This window comes from Pseudomonas sp. 313 (assembly GCF_000316965.1).
In the GTDB taxonomy this organism is placed as follows: Bacteria; Pseudomonadota; Gammaproteobacteria; order Pseudomonadales; family Pseudomonadaceae; genus Chryseomonas; species Chryseomonas benzopyrenica.
Genome location: NZ_ANBZ01000047.1, coordinates 118,499 through 144,964 on the forward strand (window position 1 = coordinate 118,499; position 26,466 = coordinate 144,964).

18 protein-coding genes and 1 other RNA gene are annotated in these 26,466 nt (G+C 66.0%); 10 read left to right on the forward strand and 9 right to left on the reverse strand.

The features are described from left to right. The first annotated feature begins 104 nt into the window (after positions 1 to 104). The 8 genes from C722_RS0111055 to C722_RS26200 all read left to right on the forward strand — a co-directional run bounded on the left by C722_RS0111055 (position 105) and on the right by C722_RS26200 (position 15,738). Positions 105 to 1,781: an autotransporter assembly complex family protein gene (locus C722_RS0111055; protein WP_017640554.1), complete on the forward strand. Its 1,677-nt coding sequence runs from the start codon at positions 105 to 107 to the stop codon at positions 1,779 to 1,781. Continuing rightward, complete coding sequence (locus tag C722_RS0111060; RefSeq protein WP_017640555.1) at positions 1,778 to 5,470, forward strand: translocation/assembly module TamB domain-containing protein; 3,693 nt, start codon at positions 1,778 to 1,780, stop codon at positions 5,468 to 5,470. Before C722_RS0111055 ends, C722_RS0111060 begins: the two co-directional genes overlap by 4 nt. 79 nt (positions 5,471 to 5,549) lie before the next feature. Further along, the gene (tpx, locus tag C722_RS0111065; RefSeq protein ID WP_017640556.1) at positions 5,550 to 6,050 is read left to right on the forward strand and encodes a thiol peroxidase; all 501 of its coding nucleotides are present in this window, start codon (positions 5,550 to 5,552) and stop codon (positions 6,048 to 6,050) included. Positions 6,051 to 6,209: 159 nt separating this feature from the next. Beyond that, positions 6,210 to 7,445, forward strand: coding sequence for an MdtA/MuxA family multidrug efflux RND transporter periplasmic adaptor subunit (locus tag C722_RS24845; protein ID WP_037063670.1), 1,236 nt, complete (start codon positions 6,210 to 6,212; stop codon positions 7,443 to 7,445). 9 nt (positions 7,446 to 7,454) lie between these two features. After that, positions 7,455 to 10,586, forward strand: a complete 3,132-nt coding sequence (locus C722_RS0111075; RefSeq protein WP_017640558.1) for a multidrug efflux RND transporter permease subunit — start codon at positions 7,455 to 7,457, stop codon at positions 10,584 to 10,586. Position 10,587: 1 nt separating this feature from the next. Next, positions 10,588 to 13,698, forward strand: coding sequence for an efflux RND transporter permease subunit (locus tag C722_RS0111080; RefSeq protein WP_017640559.1), 3,111 nt, complete (start codon positions 10,588 to 10,590; stop codon positions 13,696 to 13,698). Beyond that, positions 13,695 to 15,176 (forward strand): efflux transporter outer membrane subunit, encoded by a 1,482-nt coding sequence (locus C722_RS0111085; RefSeq protein WP_017640560.1) that lies wholly within the window; start codon positions 13,695 to 13,697, stop codon positions 15,174 to 15,176. The genes C722_RS0111080 and C722_RS0111085 overlap by 4 nt, the downstream gene beginning before the upstream one ends. A gap of 145 nt (positions 15,177 to 15,321) precedes the next feature. Next, on the forward strand, positions 15,322 to 15,738 hold the full coding sequence (locus C722_RS26200) for a DUF6232 family protein (protein WP_156522345.1): 417 nt from the start codon (positions 15,322 to 15,324) through the stop codon (positions 15,736 to 15,738). A gap of 172 nt (positions 15,739 to 15,910) precedes the next feature. Here the strand turns inward: C722_RS26200 and C722_RS0111090 are convergent, their stop codons facing one another. Next, positions 15,911 to 16,222: an SCP2 sterol-binding domain-containing protein gene (locus C722_RS0111090; protein WP_017640561.1), complete on the reverse strand. Its 312-nt coding sequence runs from the start codon at positions 16,220 to 16,222 to the stop codon at positions 15,911 to 15,913. 258 nt (positions 16,223 to 16,480) lie between these two features. Between C722_RS0111090 and sohB the strand changes: the two genes are divergently transcribed. Together sohB and C722_RS0111100 are read left to right on the forward strand one after the other, a co-directional pair. Then, positions 16,481 to 17,506: a protease SohB gene (gene sohB, locus C722_RS0111095; RefSeq protein WP_017640562.1), complete on the forward strand. Its 1,026-nt coding sequence runs from the start codon at positions 16,481 to 16,483 to the stop codon at positions 17,504 to 17,506. A 50-nt stretch (positions 17,507 to 17,556) separates the two neighbouring features. Next, on the forward strand, positions 17,557 to 18,549 hold the full coding sequence (locus C722_RS0111100) for a YhdH/YhfP family quinone oxidoreductase (RefSeq protein WP_017640563.1): 993 nt from the start codon (positions 17,557 to 17,559) through the stop codon (positions 18,547 to 18,549). Between the two features lie 58 nt (positions 18,550 to 18,607). On the opposite strand, the gene C722_RS0111105 is transcribed toward C722_RS0111100, so the two are convergent. The 8 genes from C722_RS0111105 to C722_RS0111135 form a co-directional block, all read right to left on the reverse strand. Further along, positions 18,608 to 19,108, reverse strand: a complete 501-nt coding sequence (locus C722_RS0111105; protein WP_017640564.1) for a DUF934 domain-containing protein — start codon at positions 19,106 to 19,108, stop codon at positions 18,608 to 18,610. After that, positions 19,092 to 20,750, reverse strand: a complete 1,659-nt coding sequence (locus C722_RS0111110; RefSeq protein WP_017640565.1) for a nitrite/sulfite reductase — start codon at positions 20,748 to 20,750, stop codon at positions 19,092 to 19,094. The genes C722_RS0111105 and C722_RS0111110 overlap by 17 nt, the downstream gene beginning before the upstream one ends. Before the next feature lie 203 nt (positions 20,751 to 20,953). After that, positions 20,954 to 21,028, reverse strand: a non-coding RNA gene (locus C722_RS25740) — sX9 sRNA. Positions 21,029 to 21,106: 78 nt separating this feature from the next. After that, positions 21,107 to 21,922 carry an iron uptake system protein EfeO gene (gene efeO / locus C722_RS0111115; protein WP_017640566.1) on the reverse strand — a complete coding sequence of 272 codons (816 nt, stop codon included), beginning with the start codon at positions 21,920 to 21,922 and terminating at the stop codon, positions 21,107 to 21,109. A gap of 21 nt (positions 21,923 to 21,943) precedes the next feature. After that, entirely contained in the window at positions 21,944 to 23,236 is a 1,293-nt protein-coding gene (gene efeB, locus C722_RS0111120; protein WP_017640567.1) for an iron uptake transporter deferrochelatase/peroxidase subunit, read from the reverse strand. Then, on the reverse strand, positions 23,233 to 24,387 hold the full coding sequence (gene efeO / locus C722_RS0111125) for an iron uptake system protein EfeO (RefSeq protein WP_037063713.1): 1,155 nt from the start codon (positions 24,385 to 24,387) through the stop codon (positions 23,233 to 23,235). Before efeO (C722_RS0111125) ends, efeB begins: the two co-directional genes overlap by 4 nt. Positions 24,388 to 24,428: 41 nt before the next feature. Next, positions 24,429 to 25,283: an iron uptake transporter permease EfeU gene (gene efeU / locus C722_RS0111130; protein ID WP_017640569.1), complete on the reverse strand. Its 855-nt coding sequence runs from the start codon at positions 25,281 to 25,283 to the stop codon at positions 24,429 to 24,431. A gap of 150 nt (positions 25,284 to 25,433) precedes the next feature. Continuing rightward, complete coding sequence (locus C722_RS0111135) at positions 25,434 to 26,456, reverse strand: YncE family protein (protein WP_017640570.1); 1,023 nt, start codon at positions 26,454 to 26,456, stop codon at positions 25,434 to 25,436. Positions 26,457 to 26,466 lie beyond the last annotated feature (10 nt).

Here is a 26,466-nt window from a genome sequence, read left to right on the forward strand (position 1 = left end):
CCTGGCCACTCCTGTTTGTCTCACAGCGCAACGCCCGTTAGCATCCCCGTATGAATAAGAACGCTCTACGCCGCGCCCTGATTGGAGTTTGTTGTCTGCACGGCATGGCCTGGGCGGCACCGGCCGAGGTCAGCGTTCGCGTCCAACCGGCCAACAACCCCCTGCGAGACAACATCCAGGCCTATATCGGCTCGGTGGAAGGGCGCGATGTCGCCGGGCTGCAGCGCCTGCGTCCGGCGACGGAACGGCAGGCCGAGCAGGCGGCTCAGGCGCTCGGCTACTACCACGCGCAGATCGAGACTCGGGTAGAGAGTGGCGAGACACCGCGGCTGGTCGTCGAGGTGCGACCCGGTGAGCCGATCAAGCTGCGTAACGTGGATATTCGCATCGAGGGGCCAGCGCGGCGATTGCGGGCCTTTCAGCGGCCGATTCCGGCCGGCTTGAAGCCAGGCCAGCCGCTGAACCAGGGACTCTATGAAGATGCCAAGAGCCTGATCCAGAATCAGGCGCAGCGGTATGGCTTCTTTCGCGGCACCTTTACCCAGCACCAGCTGCGGATCGATCCCGCCACTGGCTTCGCCGACATCGCCTTGGTGTTCGACAGCGGGCCGCGCTTCGTCCTTGGCAAGGTGGCCTTCGCAGGGGATGCCCCTTTCGATCCCGATCTGCTGCAGCGTATGGTGCCCTTCGCCCAGGGCACGCCCTACGATTCCGAGCTGATCGCCGATTTCCAGAGCAACCTGCTGGCCAGCGGCTTCTTCGATGGCGCGCGGCTCGACACCTATCCCAAGCAGGAAGGTGCCGCCGAGGTGCCGGTGACGGTCACCCTGCGGACCCGCAAGCCGCGTACCTTCGGCTTTGGTCCCGGCTATTCGACAGATGTCGGCCCGCGGCTGAGATTCACCTGGGAGAACCACTGGCTCAATCCCCAGGGCCACAGCCTGGGTGCGGAGGCGGAGCTGTCGGCGCCACGCCAGAGCATTGCCACCTGGTACGACATTCCCGGGCAGGACCCGATCAATGACAAGTTCCGCTTCGCCGGCGGCTACCAGTACGAGCAGATCGCCGACGACGATTCCCTCAGCCAGTTGCTGACCGTGGGTCCCGAGTGGCATCGCAAGTTTCCCAATGGCTGGGAGCGGGTGCTCTCGCTCAAGTGGCGCAACGAAAGTTATCGCCTGGGCAATGACGAAGGCACCTCCAACCTGGTGATGCCGGGGGTCGATTTCTCACTGTTGCGCAGTGACAACCGCATCGACCCCAATCGCGGCTACCGCCTGCAATTCGGCGTCTCGGCGGCGAAGGAAGGACTACTCTCCGACGCCAACATGATTCACGCCACGGCGCTGGCCCGCGGGTTGATCACCGTGGGCGACGGCCATCGCTTCCTCGGACGCCTGCAGTTGGGCGGCAACCTCACCAATGGCTACAACAAGATCCCGCCGTCGCTGCGCTTCTTCGCCGGTGGCGATCAGAGCGTTCGCGGCTACGACTACCAGACCCTGTCACCGGAAAACGACGAAGGTGACTACGTGGGCGGTCGCTACCTGGTCACTGGAGGCGTCGAATACCAATATCCCCTGCGCGACAAGTGGCGGCTGGCGACCTTCATCGACCAGGGCAGCGCCTTCAACGACCTCAACAACTACGAGCTCAAGACCAGCGTCGGCGTGGGCGTGCGCTGGGTCTCGCCAGTCGGGCCGATCCGCGTCGACCTGGCGCACGGCCTCGACGAACCCGGCGGTATCCGCCTGCACTTTTCCATAGGACCTGAGCTGTGAAGTCGGTAGGCGGTGTCATCCTTGGCGTGCTGGCGACCCTGCTCGGTGGGTTGATCCTGTTGCTGGCCCTGGTCCTGGGCAACGCCGGCATCGGCCGCCTGGTGCTGGAGCGGGTGCCGGGTCTGACCCTGACCGAGTTTCAGGGGCGCCTGGGTGGCCATTGGCAGGCTCGGCAGCTGGTCTGGGAGGGGGGCGCCACCCGGGTAACGGTCGAGGCCCCCGAATTCGCCTGGCGACCCGGCTGCCTGCTCAGGCTGCAGCTGTGCATCGATACCCTGGTCGCCTCGCGCATCGCCATCGAGCAGGCGCCCAGTCCGGAGCCGGTGCCGGAAAAGAGCGGACCCATCCAGTTACCCAGCCTCGGCTTGCCGTTGGGGGTGCAGCTGGGTGAGGTACGGATCGGTGAAGTTCTTTACAACGGCGCCGAGCAGGCCCGCGACCTGGAACTCCAGGCCCACTGGCAGGCTGATGGGATAACCATCGAGCGCCTGGCCGGCATGGCCCATGGCATCAGCCTGGATACCCATGGCCGGTTGCAGCCCAGCGGTGCCTGGCCGCTGCAGTTGCAGGGCACCCTCGGCCTGCCGGCGCCGGAGGCCGCGCCCTGGTCGCTGGTGCTCAAGCTGGAGGGCGAGCTGCAGCAGACCCTGCGCCTGGAGGCCGACAGCAGCGGCTATCTGCCCGGCCGCCTGACCGGCACGGTGCAGCCGCTGGTGGACAACGTCCCGGCCGATCTGCAATTGGTGGCCGATGGCTTCAAGGCGGCCGCCAGCCTGCCCGAGACCCTGCGGCTGAATGATCTCAAGCTGACGGCGCGGGGCGATCTGGCCGCCGGCTACACGCTGGTCGGTCAAGCGAAATTGCCGGGCGAGGGCGGCCCGGTTGACTTGAATCTGGACGGTCGCGTCGATGCCAAGGGCGCGCGGATCGCCGCCCTGCGCCTGCAGGCCGCGCCCGAGCAGCGCGTGGCGCTGGCCGGCCAGCTCGACTGGCAGGAAGGGCTGGCGGCCGATGCCACCCTGGATTGGCGCGATTTCCCCTGGCGGCGGCTGTATCCCATGGCGGAGCCGCCGGTGAGCCTGCAGCGCCTGCAGGGCGAGGTGGCCTACCGGGACGGTGCCTACCTGGGCAATCTCAAGGCCGCGGCCACCGGTCCGGCCGGTGCCTTCACCCTGGCCACCCCCTTCACCGGCGATACCACCCAGCTCAATCTGCCCTCGCTGGATCTCCAGGCCGGCCAGGGGCGGGCGCAGGGCAAGGTCAACCTGGGCTTCGCCGACGGCGTGAGCTGGCAGGTGGCTCTCGATCTGAGTCGCCTGGATCCGGCCTTCTGGGTCGCCCAGCTGCCCGGCAGCCTGGCCGGTCCGCTGCGCAGTTCCGGTGCCTTCAAGGATGGCCGCCTGCAGCTGGATGCCGATCTGGACCTCAAGGGCCGACTGCGCAACCAACCGGCGGTCCTGGCGGCCAAGGCCCAGGGCGCCGGTGAGCAGTGGCAGGTCTCCCAGCTGGATGTTCGCCTGGGCGACAACCGCATCCAGGGGCAGGGCGCCCTCGACCAGCGGCTGCAGGGCCAACTACAACTGGATCTGCGCCGACTGGCCCAGCTCTGGCCCGATCTCTCGGGCAGCGCCCAGGGTCGCCTGGATCTGGCGGGCACCTTGAAGGCACCGGCGGGCAAGCTGCAGCTCGATGGGCGCCAGCTCGCCTATGCCGACAACCGCATGAGCAGCCTGGGGCTGGCGGCCACTCTGGACGATCGCCAGCGCGGCAAGCTGGAGCTGACCGCCCAGGGCCTGCAGGCGGCCGGGCGCGATTTTGGCGTCTTGCGCCTGCAGGGGCAGGGCGATCGCCGCCAACAGCAGGCCGAGCTGTCGCTCAAGGGGCCCCAGCTCAACCTGGCGCTCGCGGCCGGCGGTACCCTGGCCGACAACGGCGACTGGAAGGGCCAGCTGGCCCGCGGCTCGGTTGCCACCAGCGGCCAGAACTGGACCCTGCAAAACCCCGCGCGCATCGAACGCCTGGCCAACGGGCGCCTGGAACTGGGCCGGCATTGCTGGCGGTCCGGCGCGGCCAGCCTTTGCGGCGACGATCAGCAGCTACTGCCCGACACCCGTCTCGCCTGGCACCTGCGCGCCTTCCCGCTGGCCAGTCTGCAACCTTTGCTGCCGCCGGAACTGGCCTGGCAGGGCAGCCTCGATGGCGACGTCGACCTACGCCTGCCCAAGGCCGGACCCGATGGCGAGATCCGTCTCCAGGCCGGCCGTGGGAGCCTCAGGCTGCGCGACGCCGCGGGCCAGTGGCAGACCTTCAGCTACGACAGCCTGGACGTCACCAGCGCCTTAAAACCGCAGCAGGTGGACACCCAGGTGCGCCTGACCAGTGCTGACCTCGGCCGGCTCGATGTGCAGGCGCGGCTGGATCCCCGCGATCCGAACCAGGCGCTGGCCGGTCGCTTCCAGTTGCAGGGCCTGAATCTGGCTCTCGGCAAGGCCTTCGTCGAAGGCATCGAGCATCTGGAAGGCAAGATCAACGGCGCGGGCGAGCTGGGCGGAACCCTGCTGCAACCGCGGGTCAACGGCCAGATCCAGCTCAGCGGCGGCGACATCGGCGGCGGCAGCGTGCCGACGCGCCTGCAGGACCTCGGCCTGACCGCCCGTATCCAGGGCGACACCGCCTTGCTCGACGGCGGCTGGCGCAGCGGCACTCAGGGGCGCGGCCAGATCCGGGGCAGCGTCGGCTGGGCCAATGGCCTGGACGTCGACGTAGCGGTCACCGGCGACAAGCTGCCGGTCAACGTCGAGCCCTATGCGCAGCTGGAAGTGGCGCCCAATCTCAAGATCCTGATGCAGAACGGCCGCCTGGCCCTGGCGGGCGAGGTCCGGGTGCCGCGTGGGCGCATCCAGGTGCAGCAGCTGCCGCCGTCCACGGTCAAGGTGTCGGACGATGCCGTCATCGTCGGCCAGGAGGCGCCGGCCAGGCAGCAGGCCATGCAGATCGCCATGGACGTCGATGTGCTGGTCGGCTCCGACAAGCTCACCTTCGACGCCTTTGGCCTGTCCGCGGAAATCGTCGGCAGGGTCCACATCGGCGACAACCTCGACACCCGCGGCGAGCTGAACCTGCGCAACGGCCGCTACAACGCCTATGGTCAGCGCCTGACCATGAGGCGCGCTCGGTTGTTCTTCCAGGGGCCTATCGCCCAGCCCTATATCGATGTGGAAGCCGTACGGGTGGTGCAGGAGCAGAATGTCACCGCGGGATTGCGGCTCTCGGGCTTCGCCCAGCAGCCGCGTATCGAAGTGTTCTCCGAGCCGAGCATGAGCCAGGAGCAGGCGCTGGCCTACCTGGTGCTGGGGCGGCCGCTGTCCAGCGGCAGCGAAGGCGACAACAACGTGCTCGGCCAGGCGGCGCTGGCATTGGGCCTGGCCGGCAGTTCCGGCACCGCCGGTGCCCTGGCGCAGCGCTTGGGCATCCAGAACTTCCAGCTGGATACCGCTGGATCGGGGGACAAGACCAGCGTGGTGGCCTCGGGAGATCTCACCGATCGCTTGTCGGTGCGCTATGGGGTAGGGGTGTTCGATTCGGCCAATACCGTCGCCCTGCGCTACCAGCTCACCCGCCGGCTCTATCTCGAGATCGCCAGCGGTCTGGCCAATTCCCTGGATTTCTTCTATCGCCGCGATTTTTGAAGCAGGGGCGCGTAACGCTTTGATCGGGTGCGGAAAACGTGTTTACTCCCTGTCCCGTCTCATGAGAAAGGAGCTGTTCATGGCAACCGTCAATCTGCGTGGCAACCCGGTCGAGGTGCAGGGCAACCTGCCGCAGCCTGGCCAACAGGCCCCGGCCTTCAGCCTGGTCAATGGCGATCTGCAGGACATCACCCTGGCCAGCCTCGCCGGCAAGCGCAAGGTGCTCAACATCTTCCCCAGCGTCGACACCCCGACCTGCGCCACCTCGGTGCGCAAGTTCAACAGCGAAGTCGACAAGCTGGATAACACCCTGGTGCTGTGCATCTCCGCCGACCTGCCGTTCGCCCAGAAGCGCTTCTGTGGCGCCGAAGGCCTGGAAAAGGTCATGAACCTCTCCACCCTGCGCGGTACCGAATTCCTGCAGGCTTATGGCGTCGCCCTGGCCAGCGGTCCGCTGCAAGGCCTGGCCGCTCGTGCCGTGGTGGTACTGGACGAACAGGACAGGGTGCTGCACAGCGAACTGGTGCCCGAGATCGGTCAGGAGCCGGACTACGCGGCTGCGCTCGCCGTCCTCCGCTGATCGCCGGCAACCCACCGCGCCACGCGGTGGGCGCTTCGAAACGGGCAGGCGCCTTTTGTGTCTGCCCGTTTTGCTTTAGGTAAAATCGCAGTAAAGGGGCTGGTTAGCCGTCTCGCTACTGCTTATCTTCCGCCTTCCCCAGCGTGTACGTATTCTCCAATGTCCGACTCTTCGCCTAGCTCTTCCTCCCGTCGCCGACTGGTCTGGCTGCTCGTCCTCGTGGTGCTGGTGGCCGCGGGTGGCTGGTATTGGTATCACCAGAATGGCCAGAAGAGCGAGGCCGCGGCCGGCAAGGGGGCTCGTTCGCCCTTCGGCATGACCGGCCCGACCCCGGTGCGGGTGGTGGCGGTCGAACAGCGCAGCTTTCCCATCGTGCGCCGGTCCATCGGTACGGTGACCGCGCTCAATACCGTGAACGTGCGCACCCGGGTCGCCGGCGAACTGGTCCGCGTCGCCTTCGACGAAGGCCAGAAGGTCAAGGCCGGCGAGCTGCTGGCCACCATAGACCCACGCCCCTATGAGGTGGCGCTGCAGCAGGCCGAGGGCACCTTGCAGCAGAATCAGGCGCAGCTGCGCAACGCCGAGCTGGACCTCAAGCGCTACCAGGGGCTGTTCCGCGAGGACAGCATCGCCAGGCAGACGCTGGATACCCAGGAGGCCCTGGTCAACCAGTACCGCGGTACCCTCAAGAACAGCCAGGCGGCGGTGGCCGATGCCAAGCTGAATCTGGCCTTCACCCAGATCAAGGCGCCCATCGCCGGCCGTGTCGGCCTGCGTCAGCTGGATGGGGGCAACCTGCTGTCCGCTAACGACAGCACCGTGGTCGCCGTCATCACCCAGACCCAGCCGATTTCGGTGGTCTTCACCCTGCCGGAAAGCCAGCTCGGCGAGTTGCTCAAGCGCGCCCGCGCCGGCCAGACCCTGCCGGTCGAAGCCTGGGATCGCGGCGGTTCGCGCAAGGTCGCCGACGGTACCCTGCAGAGCTTCGACAACCAGATCGATACGGCCACTGGCACCCTCAAGTTTCGCGCGCGCTTCGCCAATGGCGACGAGGCGCTGTTCCCCAATCAGTTCGTCACCGTGCGGGTGCGCGAACAGGTGCTGGATCAGGCCCTGGTGGTGCCTTCCGCGGCTATCCAGTTCGGCTCCAATGGCACCTTCGCCTATGTGGTGGGGCCCGACAACAAGATCCAGGTCCGCAGCCTCAAGCTAGGGCCGGATGACGGCAGTCTGACCGTGGTCACCGAAGGCCTGGCCGCCGGTGACCGAGTGGTGACCGAGGGTACCGATCGCCTGCGCGAGGGCAACGAGGTGGAGGTGGTCACCGGTGCCTCGGCGGCGCCCAGCGAACCGGCCAAGCCGGCGGTACGCAAGCCCGGCAAGACCCAGGGCTGACCGGCCGCGATGGATATCTCGCGCCCCTTCATCCTGCGCCCGGTCGCCACCACCCTGTTGATGGTGGCGCTGCTCATCGCCGGTCTGCTGGCCTATCGGTTGCTGCCGGTGGCGGCCTTGCCGCAGGTGGACTATCCCACCATCCGCGTGCTCACCCTCTATCCCGGTGCCAGCCCCGATGTCATGACCAGCGCTGTCACCGCGCCGCTGGAGCGTCAGTTCGGCCAGATGCCGGGCCTGTCGCAGATGGCCTCCACCAGCTCTGGTGGTGCCTCGGTCATCACCCTCAGATTCAACTTGGAACTGGACCTGTCGGTCGCCGAACAGGAAGTCCAGGCCGCGATCAATGCGGCCAACAACCTGCTGCCCAACGATCTGCCGGCGCCCCCGGTGTACAACAAGGTCAATCCGGCCGATACGCCCATCGTCACCCTGGCGATCAGCTCCAGGACGCTGCCGCTGCCCACGCTCTACGACCTGGTCGACACCCGCATGGCGCAGAAGCTGGCCCAGGTCAGCGGGGTAGGGATGGTCAGCCTGGCCGGCGGCCAGCGCCCGGCGGTGCGCATCCAGGTCGATCCCGACAAGCTCGCCGCCCACAACCTGACCCTGGCCGACGTGCGCAGCCTGGTCACCAGCGAGAACACCAACCAGCCCAAGGGCAGCTTCGACGGCCCCACCCGGGTCGCCACCCTGGATGCCAACGACCAGTTGCGCGATCCCAAGGCCTACGGCGACCTGATCCTCAACTATGCCGACAACGGCGCCCTGCGCCTGGGTGATGTCGCCACCATCGCCCAGGGCGCGGAAAACGACCGCCTGGCCGCCTGGGCCAATCGCAGCGGCGCCATCCTGGTCAATGTCCAGCGCCAGCCCGGCGCCAACGTCATCCAGACCGTCGACCGCATCCAGGCGCTCTTGCCCAGCCTCAAGGAAAGCCTGCCGGCCGGTCTCGACATCGCCGTGCTCAGCGACCGCACCGAGACCATCCGCGCCGCAGTTACCGACGTCCAGCACGAGATGCTGCTGGCGGTGGGGCTGGTGGTGATGGTCACCTTCGTCTTCCTGCGCCGCTTCAGCGCCACCCTGATTCCCTCGGTCACGGTGCCGCTGTCGCTGATCGGCACCTTTGGCGCCATGTACCTGGCCGGCTTCTCGCTGAACAACCTGTCGCTGATGGCCCTGACCATCGCCACCGGCTTCGTCGTCGACGACGCCATCGTCATGCTGGAAAACATCTCCCGACATCTGGAAGAGGGCGCCACACCCATGGAGGCGGCGCTCAAGGGCGCCCGTCAGATCGGTTTCACCCTGGTGTCCCTGACCGTTTCGCTGATCGCCGTTCTTATCCCGCTGCTGTTCATGCAGGACGTGGTCGGCCGGCTGTTCCGCGAATTCGCCATCACCCTAGCGGTGGCCATTCTTATCTCCCTGGTGATCTCCCTTACCCTCACGCCGATGATGTGCGCCCGGCTGCTCAAGCGCGAGGAAGCCGCCGAGCACCAGCTGGTCTGGCTGGAGCGGCTGATCGCCGGCTACGGCCGGGCGCTGCGCTGGTCGCTGGCCAATCGGGCGCTGATGCTGCTGCTGGCGCTGGCGACCTTCGTGCTTACCGCGGTGCTCTACCTGCTGGTGCCCAAGGGCTTCTTCCCAGCCCAGGACACCGGCTCCATCCAGGGCATCACCGAGGCGCCCCAGTCGATTTCCTTCCGTGGCATGAGCGAGCGCCAACAGGCCCTGGCCGCGGTGGTGCTGCAAGACCCGGCGGTGGCGAGCCTGTCGTCCTATATCGGCGTCGATGGCGATAACGTCACCCTCAACAGCGGTCGCATGCAGATCAACCTCAAGCCGCAGAGCGAGCGCGACGTCACGGCCCAGGAGGTGATCGACCGGCTGCGGCCCGCGGTCGCCAAGGTGGTGGGCATCACCCTCTACATGCAGCCGGTGCAGGACCTCAGCGTGGAAGACCGGGTCAGCCGCACCCAGTATCAGCTCACCCTGGATTCACCCGACGCCACTCTGCTCGACACCTGGGTGCCGCGGCTGACCGAGGCGCTGCACCAGCGGCCCGAGCTCACCGATGTCACCAGCGACCTGCAGAACAAGGGGCTGCAGCTGTACCTGACCATCGACCGCGACGCGGCGGCGCGCCTGGGGGTGCAGGTCTCGGCCATCACCGACGCCCTCTACGACGCCCTCGGTCAGCGGCAGATCTCGACCATCTACACCCAGGCCAACCAGTACCGGGTGGTGCTGGCCAGCGCCGCTGCCGACAGCCTGGGGCCGGATGCCCTCAGCCAGGTCTGGGTAAAGGCGGGCAGTGGTACCTCCTCCAGCGGCAGCAGTGGCACCGGTACGGCCAGCACGACCGAAACCACCACGGACACCAGTCGCGTCCCGGTGCGGCTGTCCAGCCTGGTGAAGATGGAGCAGCGGCCGACCCGTCTGGTCATCAACCACCTCAGCCAGTTCCCGGCGGTGACCCTGTCCTTCAACCTGGCGAACGGCGTTTCCCTCGGTGCCGCCGTGGCCGCCATCGACGCGGCCAAGCAGGAGATCGGCCTGCCGGTGGGCATCAATACCCACTACCAGGGCGCGGCGGCGGCCTTCCAGGCCTCGCTGTCCAGCACCCTGTTGCTGATCCTGGCGGCGGTGGTGGTGATGTACATCGTGCTGGGAGTGCTCTACGAGAGCTTCATCCATCCGTTGACCATCCTCTCGACGCTGCCCTCGGCGGCCATCGGCGCCTTGCTGGCGCTCCTGCTCACCGGCAACGACCTCGGGCTGATCGCGGTGATCGGCATCATCCTGCTGATCGGCATCGTCAAGAAGAACGCCATCATGATGATCGACTTCGCCCTCGACGCCGAACGCCACCAGGGGCTCACGCCGGAGGAGGCCATCTACCAGGCGGCGCTGCTGAGATTCCGGCCGATCCTCATGACCACCCTGGCCGCGCTGTTCGGCGCGGTGCCGCTGATGCTGGCCACCGGCGCCGGCGCAGAGTTGCGCCAGCCGCTCGGCCTGGTGATGGTGGGCGGCCTGCTGGTGAGCCAGGTGCTGACGCTGTTCACCACCCCGGTGATCTACCTGGCCTTCGACCGCCTGGGCGAGCGCCTGGGTCGGCGCAGGACGGCCTGAGGTGAATCTCTCGGCGCCCTTCATCGCCCGGCCGGTGGCGACCCTGCTGCTGAGCCTGGCCTTGCTGCTGCTCGGCGCCATCGCCTTTAGGCTGTTGCCGGTGGCGCCACTGCCGCAGATGGATTTCCCGACCATCACCGTCTCGGCGACCCTGTCCGGCGCCAGTCCCCAGGTGATGGCCTCCAGCGTGGCCACCCCCCTGGAGCGCTCCCTGGGCAGCATCGCCGGCATCAGTTCCATGACCAGCCGCAGCAGCCAGGGCTCGACCCAGATCATCATCCAGTTCGACCTGGACAAGGACGTCAATACCGCCGCCCGCGAGGTGCAGGCGGCCATCAACGCCTCGCGCAACCTGCTGCCCAGCGGCATGCGCCAGATGCCGCGCTATCGCAAGGTCAATCCGTCCCAGGCACCCATCATGGTGTTCTCCCTGACCTCCAAGACCCTGAGCAAGGGCGAACTGTACGACCTGGCGTCGACGGTGCTGGCCCAGAGCCTGTCCCAGGTCAACGGCGTGGGCGAGGTGCAGATCGGCGGCAGCTCCCTGCCGGCGGTACGCGTCGAGCTGGAGCCGCGGCAGCTGGAGCACTATGGCCTGGCGCTGGACGATGTCCGCACCGCCATCAACAGCGCCAACCAGCGTCGGCCCAAGGGCGCGGTGGCCAATGACCAGCACAACTGGCAGATCCAGGCCAACGACCAGCTGTTCAAGGCCGCCGACTATGCGCCCCTGATCATCCGCTACCAGGATGGCGCGGCACTGCGCCTGCGCGATGTCGCCAAGGTCAGCGACGCGGTGGAAGACCGTTACAACGCCGGCTTCTACAACGACCAGAGCGCAGTGTTGCTGGTGGTCAATCGCCAGGCCAACGCCAACATCATCGAGACCATCGCCGCGCTCAAGGCGCGCCTGCCAGCGCTGGAAGCCATCGTGCCGGCCAGCGCCCGCCTGGAAGTGGCCATGGACCGCTCAGGCGTGATCAAGGCCACCCTGCACGAGGCCGAGCTGACCCTGATCATTGCCGTCTTCCTGGTGATCGGCGTGGTCTGGCTGTTCCTTGGCCGACTGCGCAGCGCGGTGATTCCGGCCCTGGCGGTACCCATTTCCCTGGTGGGCACCTTCGCCGTCATGTACCTGCTCGGCTTTTCGCTCAATACCCTGTCGCTGATGGCCTTGATCCTCGCGGCGGGCCTGGTGGTGGACGATGCCATCGTGGTGCTGGAGAACATCGCCCGCCACATCGACAACGGCATGGCGCCGCTCAAAGCCGCCTATCAGGGCACCCGCGAGGTGGGCTTCACCCTGTTGTCGATGAACGTTTCCCTGGTGGCCGTCTTCGTCGCCATCCTCTTCATCGGCGGTATCGTCGAAAAGCTGTTCCGCGAATTCTCCCTGACCCTGGCCGCCGCCATCCTGGTGTCGCTGGTGGTGTCTCTCACGCTTACGCCCATGCTCTGCGCGCGCTGGCTCAGGCCCCACGATCCCGCCACCGAAAGCCGCCTGCAGCGTTTCAGCGAGCGGGCCCATCGCCGGCTGGTGGCCGGCTACAACCGCAGCCTCGGCTGGGCCCTGCGTCATCGGCGGCTGACCCTGCTGAGTCTGATCGCGACCATAGCGCTCAACGTGCTGCTCTATGTGGTGGTGCCCAAGACCTTCATGCCGCAGCAGGACACCGGCCAGCTGATCGGTTTCATCCGCGGCGACAATGCGCTGTCGTTCCAGGTCATGCAGCCGAAGATCGAGATCCTGCGCAAGTCGCTGCTGGCCGATCCGGCGGTGGCCAGCGCCTCCGGCTTCGTCGGCAGTTCCGGCTCCGGCAGTGGGGTGAACAACGCGGTGATGCTGATTCGCCTCAAGCCCATCGCCGAGCGCCAGCTGGATGCGCAAAAGGTCATCGAGCGCATCCGCGCCAACGCGCCCAAGGTGCCGGGCGCCCAGCTGTTCCTCATGGCCGACCAGGACCTGAGATTCGGCGGTCGTCAGCAGAGCACCTCGTCCTATGAGTACAACCTGCTCTCGGGCGACGTCGGGCTGCTGGAAACCTGGCAGCCCAAGGTATTGGCCGCACTCAAGGCGCTGCCGGAGCTGACCGCGGTGGACGGCCGCGAAGGCAGCACCCAGCAGATCACCCTGCAGATCGACCGCGAGAAGGCCAAGCGCCTCGGCGTGGACATGGAGACCGTCGCTGCGGTGCTCAACAACTCCTTCGCCCAGCGGCAGATCTCGACCATCTACGAGCCGCTCAACCAGTACAAGGTGGTGATGGAGATCAATCCGCGCTATGCCCAGGATCCGACCGTCCTCGAGCAGGTGCGGGTCATCACCAGCAGCGGCGCCCAGGTCCCGCTGTCGGCCTTCGCCTACTACACCAACAGCCTCGCCGAGGACCGGGTTACCCACGATGGCCAGTTCGCCTCGGAGAGCATCAACTTCGACCTGGCGCCGGACGTCAGCCTGGAACAGGCGACCCGGGCGGTACAGCGCGCGGTGGCGGCCATCGGCTTGCCGACCGATGTCCAGGGTCGCCTGGGCGGATCCGCCAACATCTTCGCCAGCACGGTGTCGGGGCAACCGCTGATGATTCTCGGCGCCCTGGTGCTGGTCTATATCGTCCTAGGCGTGCTCTACGAGAGCTACGTGCATCCCCTGACCATCCTCTCGACGCTACCGTCGGCCGGGGTAGGGGCTTTGCTCGCCATCCAGCTCACCGGTGGCCAGTTCAGCCTGATTTCCATGCTCGGCCTGTTCCTGCTGATCGGGGTGGTGAAGAAGAATGCCATCATGATGGTGGATCTGGCCCTGCAGCTGGAGCGCCAGCAGGGACTGACGCCCGAGGAGGGCATTCGCCAGGCCTGTCTGTTGCGCCTGAGGCCCATCCTGATGACCACCATGGCCGCCATCCTCGGTGCCGTACCGCTATTGATCGGCAATACCGAAGGCGCCGAGATGCGCCAGCCACTGGGCCTGGTGATCGTCGGTGGCCTGGTCTTGAGCCAGATCCTCACCCTCTACACCACCCCGGTGGTCTATCTCTATTTCGAACGCCTGCGCCGCCGCGTCAATCGCTGGCGCGGCATCCGTACCGACGCTGCCCTGGATACGCCGCTATGACTCCAACCCTGCGCCTGCCGACGCTGACCCTGGCTCTGCTACTGGCCGGCTGTACCCTGGGCCCGGATTACCAGCGGCCGACCACTGCGGTGCCGGTCGCCTACCGTCATGCCGAGGGCTGGCAGGCCGCCGCGCCCAAGGATCTGGAGGTCCGTGGCGACTGGTGGCGCCGCTACGATGATCCGACCCTGGATCGCCTGATGGTCCAGCTGAACCAGCGCAACCAGAGCCTGGCCCAGGCCGAGGCGACCTATCGGCAATCCCTGGCCCTGGTCAGTCAGGCGCGGGCCGCGTTGTTCCCGACCCTGTCCAGCAGCCTGGGCGCCACCCGTTCCGGACGCGGCGGCGGTTCGGGCAGCAACACCGTCATCCGCAACTCCAGTGGCACCAGCAGCACCTTCAGCAGCAGCGGCACCAGTACCATCAGCAACGCCTATGACGCCAGTCTGGGGGTGAGCTGGGAGCTGGATCTCTGGGGCCGCGTCCGCCGCCAGGTGGAGTCGGATCGGGCCACCGCCCAGGCCAGCGCCGCCGAGCTGGCCGCCACCCGCCTTAGTCTGCAGACGCAACTGGCGACCAACTACCTGCAGCTGCGGGTGCTGGATGCCCAGCAGCGGCTGCTCGACGCCACCGTGGCCGCCTACGAGCGCTCCCTGCGGCTGACCCAGAACCAGTATCGCGCCGGTATCGTCACTCCGGCCGATGTCGCTCAGGCCACCACCCAGCTGAAGAGCACCCAGGCCGACGCCATCGATCTCAGGTATCAACGCGCCCAGCTGGAAAACGCCATCGCGGTGCTGGTCGGCGAAGTCCCGGCCAATTTCCAGCTGGCTGCGGTCAAGACGATTCCCGAGTTGCCGCCGCTGCCGAGCGCCGTGCCCTCGACGCTGTTGGAGCGGCGTCCGGACATCGCCCAGGCCGAGCGCCAGGTCATGGCCGCCAATGCCGCCATCGGCGTCGCCGAAGCCGCCTACTATCCCGACCTGACCCTGAGCGCCAGCGGTGGCTACAGCGCTAGCCAATGGGGCAGCCTGGTCAGCACCCCGAATCGCTTCTGGTCGATCGGGCCATCCTTCGCCCTGTCGCTGTTCGATGGTGGCCTGCGCCGGGCCCAGGTGGAGTCGGCCGAAGCCAGCTACGACGCCAGCGTCGCCGGCTATCGCCAGACCGTGCTCGATGGCTTCCGCGAGGTGGAAGACTACCTGGTGCAGTTGCGCACCTACGATGACGAAGCCGGCGTACGCCAGGAGGCCCTGGACGCTGCGCGCCGCGCCCTGCAACTGGCAGAGAATCAGTACCAGGCCGGGTTGATCGGCTATCTCGACGTCGTCACCCTGCAGACCACCGCCCTGAGCAACGAACGCACCAACCTGACCCTGCTGGGCAGTCGCCTCAGCACCAGCGTCCAGCTGATCGCCGCGCTCGGCGGTGGCTGGGATGGCAATCTCACTCCGCCCGTACCGCCCCGGCGGCCCTGACTGCATTTCTAGTCCTGGGTACAGCTGCAACGAAACGCGCTCAGCCTGCCGTTATGCCCTTTCGTCAGGCTCAGCCCCTTTGTTGGGTTTTGAATCGCGTGGTGTAGATGATAGTTTTGGTCCTTTGCTATCAGGTAAGGACAGCATGGAAAGCGAAGTCAGTTTGGAAAAAACATTTTATACGTCAAGCAGTATCAAGGTTACGAATACGCGATTCATTGTGAATCAGAAAACCTATGCAATGGCCTCGGTCAGCTCCGTCAAGGTTGGATCAGCCGATAAAACTCCATCAAAATCCAACGCTGTGATTGTGTTTTTCGTTGGTCTTGCGCTCTTCTTTATTGGGATTGGCAATCTAAAGTCTCATTGGCTTATGGCTACGATAGGTGTGGGCTTGCTTGTTCTCGGTATTAAAATGTATCGCGCTATCAAGCCAGTATACGAGTACAAGCTAATCCTAACTACTTCATCTGGAGAAACTACCGCTCTTAGCAGTAATGAAGAGTCAGACATTCGTGCGGTCGAGTCTGCCCTAAATGACGCAATAGTTTTTAGGGGCTGAGTTGGCGGGAGGGTGTTGGCAGCGCGAACTGCTTCAATGGGTCAGTTATAACTCAAGCCACCCTCTTGGGGTGGCAATAGCGGGTTCAATTTATTCGCTTTACACTTGATTCAGGGTCTTAAAAAGAGCACAAAAAAGCCGGGCGATTGCCCGGCTTTTTCATGACTGGCGCTTAGTTGGGGAAGAGTTCGCCCAGCTTCATGCTCAGCATCATGTTGCCTTCGACGCGCAGTTTGCCGGACATGAAGGCCTGCATGCCGTCGGTTTCGCCGCTGACGATGCCAGCCAGGGTGTCCTGGTCCATGATCAGGGTGCAATCCGGGTCGGCGGCGTCGCCTTGCTGGACGTCGCAGGTGCCGTCCTTGACGACCACGTAGTAGTTGTCACCGCCCTCGACGTCGAATTGATAGGTGAGATCCAGGCCGGCCGCGGCGGAGGGGTCGAACTTGCTCTTCAGGGTGGCGATGGCTTCGGCTGCGCTCATGGCGAGGGTCCTTGTGGTCTTTTTCGATGAGGCCCACTCCGGCGGGAGGGGCAGGGCACTCGACCGAGGGTAGGGGGCGGCAGGAGGCCTGTCAACGGATATTCATACGCTTGTTTGAAAGGCTGGTGCGCGTGCACGGATTGATCGCTGCCAATGGCTAGCCGGTGCCGGAAGACCGCCGGGAATCGCCGAGTTTCTATCGGTCGGGCGACTCGGTATGCTGGGCAGGGCACTGCTGCCGCCATCCTAGGAGAGTCCGTGGAGTTTCTTGCCGACTATGCCAGTTTCCTGGCCAAGACCGTCACCGTGGTGGTCGCCATCATCGCCGTGCTGCTGTTCACCGTCGCCGTCCGCGGCCGCAACCGGCGCAGCTCCGCTGGCCAGTTGCAGGTGCAGAAGCTCAATGACTTCTATCGCGATCTGCGGCTGAGGTTACAGCAGAGCGTGCTGGGCAAGGAGGCCTTCAAGGCCCTGCGCAAGCGCGAGACCAAGGCCGAGAAGACCAAGCGCAAGAGCGAGACCGGCAAGTCGCGGGTCTATGTGCTCGATTTCCATGGCGACATCAAGGCCACGGCCAACGAACACCTGCGCAACGAGATCACCGCCGTCCTGACCCTGGCGACGCCCAAGGACGAGGTAGTGGTGCGGCTGGAAAGCGGTGGTGGCCTGGTGCATAGCTATGGCCTGGCCGCCTCGCAACTGGCGCGCATCCGCCAGGCGGGAATTCCCCTGACCATTTGCGTCGACAAGGTGGCGGCCAGCGGCGGCTACATGATGGCCTGCATCGGCGACCGCATTCTCTGCGCACCCTTCGCCATCCTCGGTTCCATCGGCGTGGTCGCCCAGCTGCCCAATGTCCATCGCCTGCTGAAGAAGCATGACGTGGATTTCGAGGTCTTCACCGCGGGTGAGTACAAGCGTACCGTCACCGTGTTCGGCGAGAACGACGAGAAGGGCAGGGAGAAATTCCAGCACGACCTGGACACCACCCACGTCCTGTTCAAGAACTTCGTCGCCCACTACCGCCCGCAACTCAACATCGACGAGGTCGCCACCGGTGAGGTCTGGCTGGGCCAGGCCGCCCTGGGCAAGCAGCTGGTGGACGAGCTGCGCACCAGCGACGAATACCTGGCCGAACGGGCCCAGGTGGTCGAGGTCTTCTCGCTGCGCTTCGTCGAGAAGAAGTCGTTGCCCGAACGTCTGGGCATGGCGGCCAGCCTCGGTGTCGATCGCCTGGTGACCACCTGGTGGGAACGCCTGGGCGAGTCGACCCGCTGGCGCTGAGGTCCATAGGACTGGCGGCCCCACAACAAGACTCCAACGGAGGTTCTGCGATGAGCAATTTTCAGGCGCTCTGGGTGACCGAAGGGGCCCATGGTGCTTTCCGGCAAGAGGTGGTGACGCGCAGCCTGGACGACCTGCCCGCGGGCGAGGTGCTGATCCGGGTGCGCTATTCCTCGCTCAACTACAAGGACGCCCTGTCGGCCATCGGCAACCGCGGCGTGACCCGACGCTATCCCCATACCCCGGGCATCGACGCGGCGGGCGTGGTGGAGCAATCCAGCGCCGGCGAATTCGCCGTGGGCGATGAGGTCCTGGTCACCGGCTATGACCTGGGCATGAGCACCCCCGGCGGCTTCGGTCAGTACATCCGGGTACCGGCCGCCTGGGTGATCCGCCGTCCGGACAACCTCGGCCTGCGCGAGGCCATGGTGCTGGGCACCGCGGGTCTCACCGCGGCGCTGTGCGTCGAGAAGCTGGAACAGATGGGCCTGACCCCGGAGGCCGGCACTGTGCTGGTGACGGGTGCCAGCGGTGGCGTCGGCAGCCTGGCGGTGAAGCTCTTGGCGCGGCTCGGCTATCACGTGGCGGCCTCTACCGCCAAGCTGGAGCGAGCGGAGTGGCTGCATCGTTTGGGCGCTCGGCAGATCCTCGACCGTGCGACCCTGGCCGATGGCGTCGGCAAGCCGCTGCTGGACCAGCAGTGGTCCGGCGCAGTGGATACCGTCGGCGGCGACATCCTCTTCAATGTCATCAAGTCATTGGAGTACGGCGGCAGCGTGGCCTGCTGCGGTATGACCGCCGGCACCACCTTCGAGGCCGGGGTCTTTCCCTTCATCCTGCGCGGGGTGAATCTGCTGGGTGTGGACTCCGTCGAGTTGCCGCTGATGGCCAAGGCCGCGCTGTGGGACAAGCTCTCGGTGCAGTGGAAGCTGGATGACCTGGACAGCCTGACCCGCGAGGTCGGCCTCGAAGAGTTGCCCGATACCATCAGCCAGATTCTTGCTGGCAAGATGGTGGGTCGCGTGGTCGTCGATCTCGGTTGAGCGAAGGCCAGGCAAAAAGAAACCCGCCGCGGCGGGTTTCTTTTTGCCTCCAGGGCGGTCAGGCCTGGCGACGACGGAACAGCGGCTGCGGTTGATCCACCGCGCTCTGGTAGGTCACGCTGAAGTCGCGCAGACCGGCCAGGGCCGCTTCCGGATCGCGGTCGGCACGGACCACGTAGGCGTCGAAGCCACAGCGCTTGAGAAAGAACAGCTGGTCCTGCAGGACGTCGCCGATGGCGCGCAGCTCGCCGGTCCAGCCGAAGCGTTCGCGCAGCAGGCGCGCATAGGAATAGCCGCGCCCGTCGACGAAGGCCGGGAAGTTGATGGCGATCAGAGCGAAATGCTCGAGATCGGCGGCGATGCTCTCGGGCTCTTCGTCGCTGTCCAGCCAGATACCCAGGCGGCCGTCGCGGCAGGTAAGGGCATGGCCGTGTTCCAGCCACAGCGCAGCCGGAATGATCACGTCGTCGCTATTGGGGACGTCTGCGAAGGCGACGTCCTTGGGCAGCAGATGCCAGTTGTCGGTGACCAGCTGGTCGCCCTTAATGATTCTTTGCATAGACGCGCTCCTTGAAGGGGTCGATACCGATACGGCGGTAGGTGTCGATGAAGCGCTCGTCTTCGGTGCGTTGCTCGACGTAGACGTTGATCAGCTTGCCGATCACCTCGGGCATCTGGTCCTGGGCGAAGGAGGGGCCGAGGATCTTGGCCAGGGTGGCGTCACGACCGGCGTCGCCGCCGAGGGATACCTGGTAGAACTCCTCGCCCTTCTTGTCCACGCCGAGGATGCCGATGTGGCCGACGTGGTGGTGACCGCAGGCGTTCATGCAGCCGGAGATGTTGAGATCCAGCTCGCCGATGTCGAACAGGTAGTCCAGGTCGTCGAAACGGCGCTGGATGGCTTCGGCGATGGGGATCGACTTGGCGTTGGCTAGGGAGCAGAAATCACCGCCCGGGCAGCAGATGATGTCGGTCAGCAGGCCGATGTTGGGGGTGGCGAAGCCGTGCTCGCGCAACTCGTGCCAGAGCTCCAGCAACTGATCCTGGCGGACGTCGGCGAAGATGACGTTCTGCTGGTGGGAGGTGCGCAGCTCGCCGAAGCTGTAGCGATCGGCGAGGTCGGCCATGGCGTCCAGCTGGCGATCGGTGACGTCGCCCGGGGCCACGCCGGTGGGCTTGAGCGACAGGGTCACGGCGACATAGCCCGGACGCTTGTGGCGGAAGGTGTTGCGCTGACGCCAGCGGGCGAAACCGGGCTGCTCGGCGTCCAGGCGGGCGAGGGCTTCGTCCTGGTCCTGCAGCTCGGCATAGGCCGGATCGACGAAGAAGGCGGAGACCCGCGCGACCTCGGCGTCGGTCAGGGTGATGGGGCCGTCCTTGAGGTGGGCCCATTCGGCCTCGACCTTTTCGGCGAAGGCGTCGGCGCCCAGGGCCTTGACCAGGATCTTGATGCGCGCCTTGAACTTGTTGTCGCGGCGACCGTAGCGGTTGTAGACCCGCAGGGTGGCTTCCAGGTAGCTGAGCAGGTGCTGCCAGGGCAGGAATTCACGGATGAATTCACCGGTGTGGGGGGTACGGCCCTGACCACCGCCGACCAGCACGCGGAAGCCCAGTTCGCCGGCCTCGTTGCGCACCGCTTCCAGGCCGATGTCGTGCACCTCAATGGCGGCGCGATCCAGGGCGGCGCCGTTGACGGCGATCTTGAACTTGCGCGGCAGGAAGGCGAATTCCGGGTGGAAGGTCGACCACTGGCGGATGATCTCGCACCAGGGGCGCGGATCGATCAGTTCGTCATGGGCGACACCGGCGAACTGGTCGGTGGTGGTGTTGCGGATGCAGTTGCCGCTGGTCTGGATGGCATGCATCTGCACGGTGGCCAGCTCGGCGAGGATCTCGGGCACGTCTTCCAGCTCCGGCCAGTTGAACTGGAAGTTCTGCCGGGTACTGATGTGGGCGTAGCCCTTGTCGTAGTCACGGGCGATCTGCGCCAGCTTGCGGACCTGTTTGGTATTCAGCAGGCCATAGGGCACGGCGACCCGCAGCATGGGCGCATAGCGCTGGATGTAGAGACCGTTCTGCAGGCGCAGTGGGCGGTATTCTTCGCCACCCAGCTCTCCGGCCAGGAAGCGGCGGGTCTGGTCGCGAAACTGGGCGACACGTTCTTCGACGATCCGCTGATCGTACTGATCGTAAACGTACATGGTCATCCTGCTGTCAGGCGGCGCGCACGGCTGCGCGTGATCGAAGTCTTGGGCACCCGAGGGGCGCGCTGGCGACTTTTCTAGGCCGTGCACGATAGCAGCAGGTCTATATGCTTAAAAGCGATGTTTCTTTATATATAAATCTATTCCGGCGATAAGCGGAAAGCGGGTGGGCGGCGCCGGATACCACTTATGAATACCGTGGTTGATAAAGCGTAGCGAGCGGCTGTCAGGCGGGTGCGCGCGGCGCGCAGGAACCGGACCGGGCTCGCGCACGAGTGTACGAGCGGTACATGAGGATTCCGAGCACTGCACGCGCCCGTCTGGCGGACGCGCAGTAGTTTTAGCAGCCGCGGTTAGTTCAGGCCCAGCTTGCCGCGCAGGGTGGAGAGGTCCTCGGCCAGGGTGTTGACCGGACCGACCAGGGCCTTGCGATCACGCTCGCTGACCTTGTCGTAGGCCTCGAAGCCGCCATCCTTGGTCTTGTACTTGGCCAGGATCTTGTCGACCGTGGCGAAGTTCTTGTCGACCTTGCCGACGAAAGCCTGGTCCTGCTTCTCGATCTGCGGGCGGAACAGGTCGACGATCTTCTTGGCGCCATCGACGTTGGCCTGGAAATCGTACAGATCGGTATGGCTGTAGCGTTCTTCCTCGCCCGACACCTTGGTCGCTGCCACTTCCTCCATCAGCGCCGCAGCGCCGCCGACCACCTTTTCCGGCAGGAAGGTCAGGCCGTCGACGCGGCTCTGCAGGTCCTTGACGTCCTCCAGCAGCTTGTCGGCGAGGGGCCCCTGGCCCTCGGTGGTGTTCTGGGCGAAGAGGGCGTATTCCAGGCGGTGGAAGCCGGTGAAGTCCTCGGATTTGACGCCTTGTTCATGGTCGTCTTCACGGGAATCGATGGCGGCGTCCAGGTCGCTGAAGAGTTCGGCGATGGGCTCGACCTGCTCGTAGGAGACCCGCGTCGGCGCATAGAGCTTGCGCGCGGTGGCCAGGTCGCCGCGCTTGACCGCTGCGGTAAAGGCCTGGGTCTGCTCGGTGAGCTTGGCCAGGTTGTCGGTGACATAGATCTTGTAGTCGGAGATGGGGCCGACCAGGTCCAGCGGCGAGTTGGCGGCAAAGGCCGGCATGGCCAGAGCCAGTCCGAGGGCAACGGCGAGTGACGAGCGTTTCATTCGACTTCTCCTGTCGAGGGTTTAAAGCGGTGCGGCTGCCAGCAGGCTGCGGCCGAGGTAGTCCTTTGGATCGGTGATGCCTGGCAGGACGAAGAAGTAGCCGCCGCCGATGGGCTTGATGTATTCCTCCAGGGGCTCGCCATCCAGCCGCTTCTGCACGGCGATGAAGCCCTGTTCCAGGTCGGCCTGGTAGGCGATGAACAGCAGGCCCATGTCGAGTTGGCCATTCTTGCGCACGCCGTTGGAGTAGTTGAAGGGGCGGCGCAGGATCAGGTTGCGCTGGCTCTCCGGGGTGCGGGGATTGGCCAGGCGGATATGGGCGTCCAGCGGGGTGACCTTGCCCTTGGGGTCGCTCGCGTAGTCCGGCACGTCGGTCTCGTGACCGCCGGCCATGGGCGCGCCACTGGCCTTGCGCCGACCGAAGATGGCTTCCTGCTCCTGCAGCGGGGTGCGATCCCAGCGCTCGACGAAATTGCGGATGATGCGCACCGCCTGGTAGCTGCCCTGGGCCGCCCAGGCCGGTTCGCCGCTGCCGGGCTGGACCCAGACGATCCGGTCCATCGCCTGCTGGTCGGTGGAATCCGGGTTGGCCGAGCCGTCGCGGAAGCCGAGGAAGTTGCGCGCGCTCTCGGCGGGCTGGCCGGGCGGCGGATCCTGCACCGGCACGCTGCCTTCCTGCTTCCAGCGGATCGCCAGGAGATCCGGCAGGTTCTTCAGGATGTCGCGCAGGGCGTGGATGTTGGTGTCCGGGGTGTTGGCGCAGAACTGCAGGCAGAGATCGCCATGGCAGCAGTCCGCTTCCAGGGCGTCGTTGGGAAAGCCGTTCATGCGCTGCAGCTGCCGCGGCTTGATCGCGCTCAGGCCGAAGCGGTCATCGAACAGGGACTCGCCGACGGAGACGGTGATGGTGAGATTGTCCGGCGTCACCACCGGACCAAGGATGCCGGAATCCAACGGCGGCAATTTGGGGTCGACCTCCGGCACCGGACCACCCTGCATGAGAAAGCGGATGCGCTCGTCGAGGGTGCGCAGCAGGCGTTCCAGGTCCTCGCGATCGCTGGCCAGCACATCGAAGGCCACGATCATTCCGGCCGCCGGCCGTGGGGTGACGATGCCGCTCTGGTGCAGGCCAAGGAACGCCTGGCGCTGATGGGTATTGGCGCTGCCGGGGGCACGGGTCACCTCGGCGGTGCTGGCCGCCCGGGCGTGCATCGGGCAGAGCCCGGCACCGGCCAGGGCCACGCTGGCGGCGCCGAGGCCACCCAGCAGGCGGCGACGTTCGATATTGGGCTGATCGGGAGCGGACTTCTTCATGGCGTGGTCTTGGTGGCGGCAAGGCCCAGGGCCGGGGCGACCTGGTCGAGGGAATCGGCCAGCGCCTGGGCCGCGGCGGCGATGCGCTGGCGATCGTCAGGGGACAGGGAAGAGTAGGGGCGGTGGACATCGCCCAGGGCCGCGGCAAGGGCGTCAGCCTGGGTGTCCAGGCGTTGCTGCAGTTCGGGGTGGCCCTTGCCCAGTAGCGGGCGCAGCAACTCGATCACTTTGCGCGTGCCCTCCAGGTTGGCGGCGAATCCAGGCAGGACAAGCTGGCTATAGCGCTCTTCCTCGCCCGAGATCCGGGTGCTGGCCAGGTTGTGCAGCAGGCGTGCAGCGTTGCCGCTGAGTTGCTCCGGTGGCAGCGACTGACCGAGCAAGGCGTCGCGCAGCGCGGCGGCGTCCTGCTGCAGGCGGTCGGCGACCGGCCCCAGCCCTTGGGTGCTGTTGCCCGCGAATAGCCCTTGTTCGAGGCGATGGAAGCCACCGAAGGCCGGATCCTGTTCGCGCTGTTCGTAGTAGTCGGCTCGGGCATTGAGGCGATTGTCCACCTCGGCGAAGCGCTGGGCGGTCGCCGCCAGACGCTGGTAGGGCAGGCGGGCAGCGGCATAGGCGGCGCGGGCCTGCTCCAGGTCGCCCGCGGCCAGCGCCTGCTGCAGGTTAGCGATGTCCTGCAGCAGCAGGCGGCTCTGCTTATTCAGGTAGACGCGGTATTCCGACAGCGGGCCGACGAACTGGGTCAGGGTCGGACCGGCCTTGCTGGCGGCTTCCGAGGCGGCGGTCGGGAGTACCTTCAGGGTGCCGCGCGGATTGCTCAGCAGGCCGCAGGTGATGGCGTAGTCGCCGGGGGCCAGGGTGGCGTTGATGACCTGGCTGAGACCGGGGGCGATGTTCTCGCGCTCCTCGACCACCAGGACGCCATCGAGGATTTCCCACTCCACCGCACGGTCCGAGCGGTTGATGATACGGAAACGCGCCGGCCCGGCAGGCACCTCCAGGGCATTGGGCTCGCAGCGATTGGCCAGAATCTCGACTCTGACCTCACCGTCACCCACCTCGGCATGGCGCTGACCGGCCGAGCGCGAGGCGTAGTAGAAGGCGGCGGCCGCCACGACCAGCAAGGTCGCGGAGCCGATCACGGCCAGGCGCATGGCCGTGGAGCCTGGCTTTGGCGAATGGGAGTTGGTGTTGTTCAAGACGGGCGCTCCAGCGAGGCAGGGGTGGTTACGACAGGACGCTGGGGCGCCGCCGGGGTGCGAAAGAACAGCGGCAGGGTGACCGCCAGGAACAGCAGATAGGCGCCAAGGGTGCTGACCGTGGGGGTGTCCTGGTAACCGAACATACCGGCCAGGACCGTACCGACCGGGCCGTCGGCGGGCAGCACATGGCTCCAGTCGAAGACCACCTGCTGCAGCGCATTCCACAGCCCGGCTTCATGCAGGGCCTTGACTGAGTTGGTGAACAGGCCGGCCGCCACGAAGAGGATGAATAGACCGGTGAAGCGAAAGAATTTTCCGAGGTTCAGCCGCACGCCGCCGGTATAGAGGCCATAGCCCACCGCGATGGCGATGATGAGGCCCAGCAGGGCGCCCAGGGGCGCACCAGGGCTGGCGCTCTGTTGGAAGATCGCGAGCAGGAAGAACACGGTTTCCAGGCCCTCGCGGGCGACCGCCAGGAAGACCATGCCGATCAGGGCGTAGACCTGGTTGCGTGACGCGGACAGGGCGTTTTCCAGGGAGTCGTGCAGCTCGGTCTTGATCGAACGCGCCGCCTTGCGCATCCAGAACACCATGGAGGTGAGGATGGCCGTGGCCGCCAGGCCTACCACCGCTTCGAACAGTTCCTGCTGACGCTGCGGAAATTCGGCGCTGGCCAGTTGCAGGCCGGCGCCGACGAACAGCGACAGGGCGGCGGCCAGCATCACGCCGATCCAGACCGCGGGCATCCAGTGACCGCGACCGGTGCGTTGCAGATAGCTGGCGATGATGCCAACGATGAGCGCCGCTTCGATGCCTTCGCGGAGCATGATCAGAAAGGGAACGAGCATGGAAGCTATCACCGACATAAGCGAAGGGGCGCGAAGGCGCCCGGAGGTCGGTGATTTGTATCACAATGATTCAGATTGTTAAATGCGGATGATTCTCGTGCCTTGCGGATCCGCCGACTGGTTGGCAGCGGATCGGGGTGCAGGCGAGCGTCAGCCCTGGAAGACCACGGCAGTGTCCGGGGCCTTGCCGGTGGCGAAGCGGCGGATCTCCCGCCAGTTGCGCAGATCGACCACCGCCAGCTGGTTGTCCTCCAGGGCGGCGAACAGGCGCTCGCCGCGGGGATCGAGATTGAGACCTGGCACGGCGCTGCCCATGGGCAGATAGGCGACTTCCGCGAGGGTATCGGGCCGCAGCAGCGAAAGACTCTTGTCCGCCAGGTTGGAGACCAGCAGGCGGCCATCCGGTAAGGCGGCCACGCGCACCGCCTCGCCGCGCAGCTTGACCTGGCGGAGCGGCGCGAGGTCGCGGGCATCCAGCGCATGGAGGATGCCGGCGAACCGGTCCAGCACATAGAACGTCCGCTCGTCCGGACTCAGGCAGCAGCCTTCTGGCGCCTGACCAAGATACTTCTTCACCGGCAGGACGGCGGGATTGTGCGCATCCACCAGGATAACCAGGCCGCTCAGGGTATCGGCGACATAGGCACGCCGCCCATCGCGGGTCAGCACGAAGTAGTGGCTGCGCGTGCCGCCGACCGGGACGATCTGACTGGGTGATTCGGCGGTGGCGGGCTGGTCGAAGCGAATGAGCAGCGAATCGGTCTCGCTGAGCACATAGAGGCGACCCTGGTCGTCCAGGCGCATGCCGTGCAGGCGGTGGTAGGGCGACAGGTCGATGGACCTTACCAGCCGGCGCTCGGCGAGATCGATCACGCTGACCTGGTGACCGCCTTCGCCGGGCGCCTGCCAGCTCTTGACGCCATACTGGCCGACATAGGCATAGCGACCCTGACGGTCGGCGACGATCTCATGGGGTTGCTCGGGCAATTCCAGGCTGCCGACGCGCTTGCCATCGGCCAGGCGATAGAAGCCGACACCGGGGGCTTCCTTCTCGACCAGGGCGAGGTATTCGTCATCTGCCGCAACGGCGTTGAGTGGATAGCCGCCCAGTAGGGGCAGGGCGGCACTGGCAGCCAGCAGGCCGAGGGTCCGGCGGCGATTCAGGTGGGGCATAGGAGGTCTC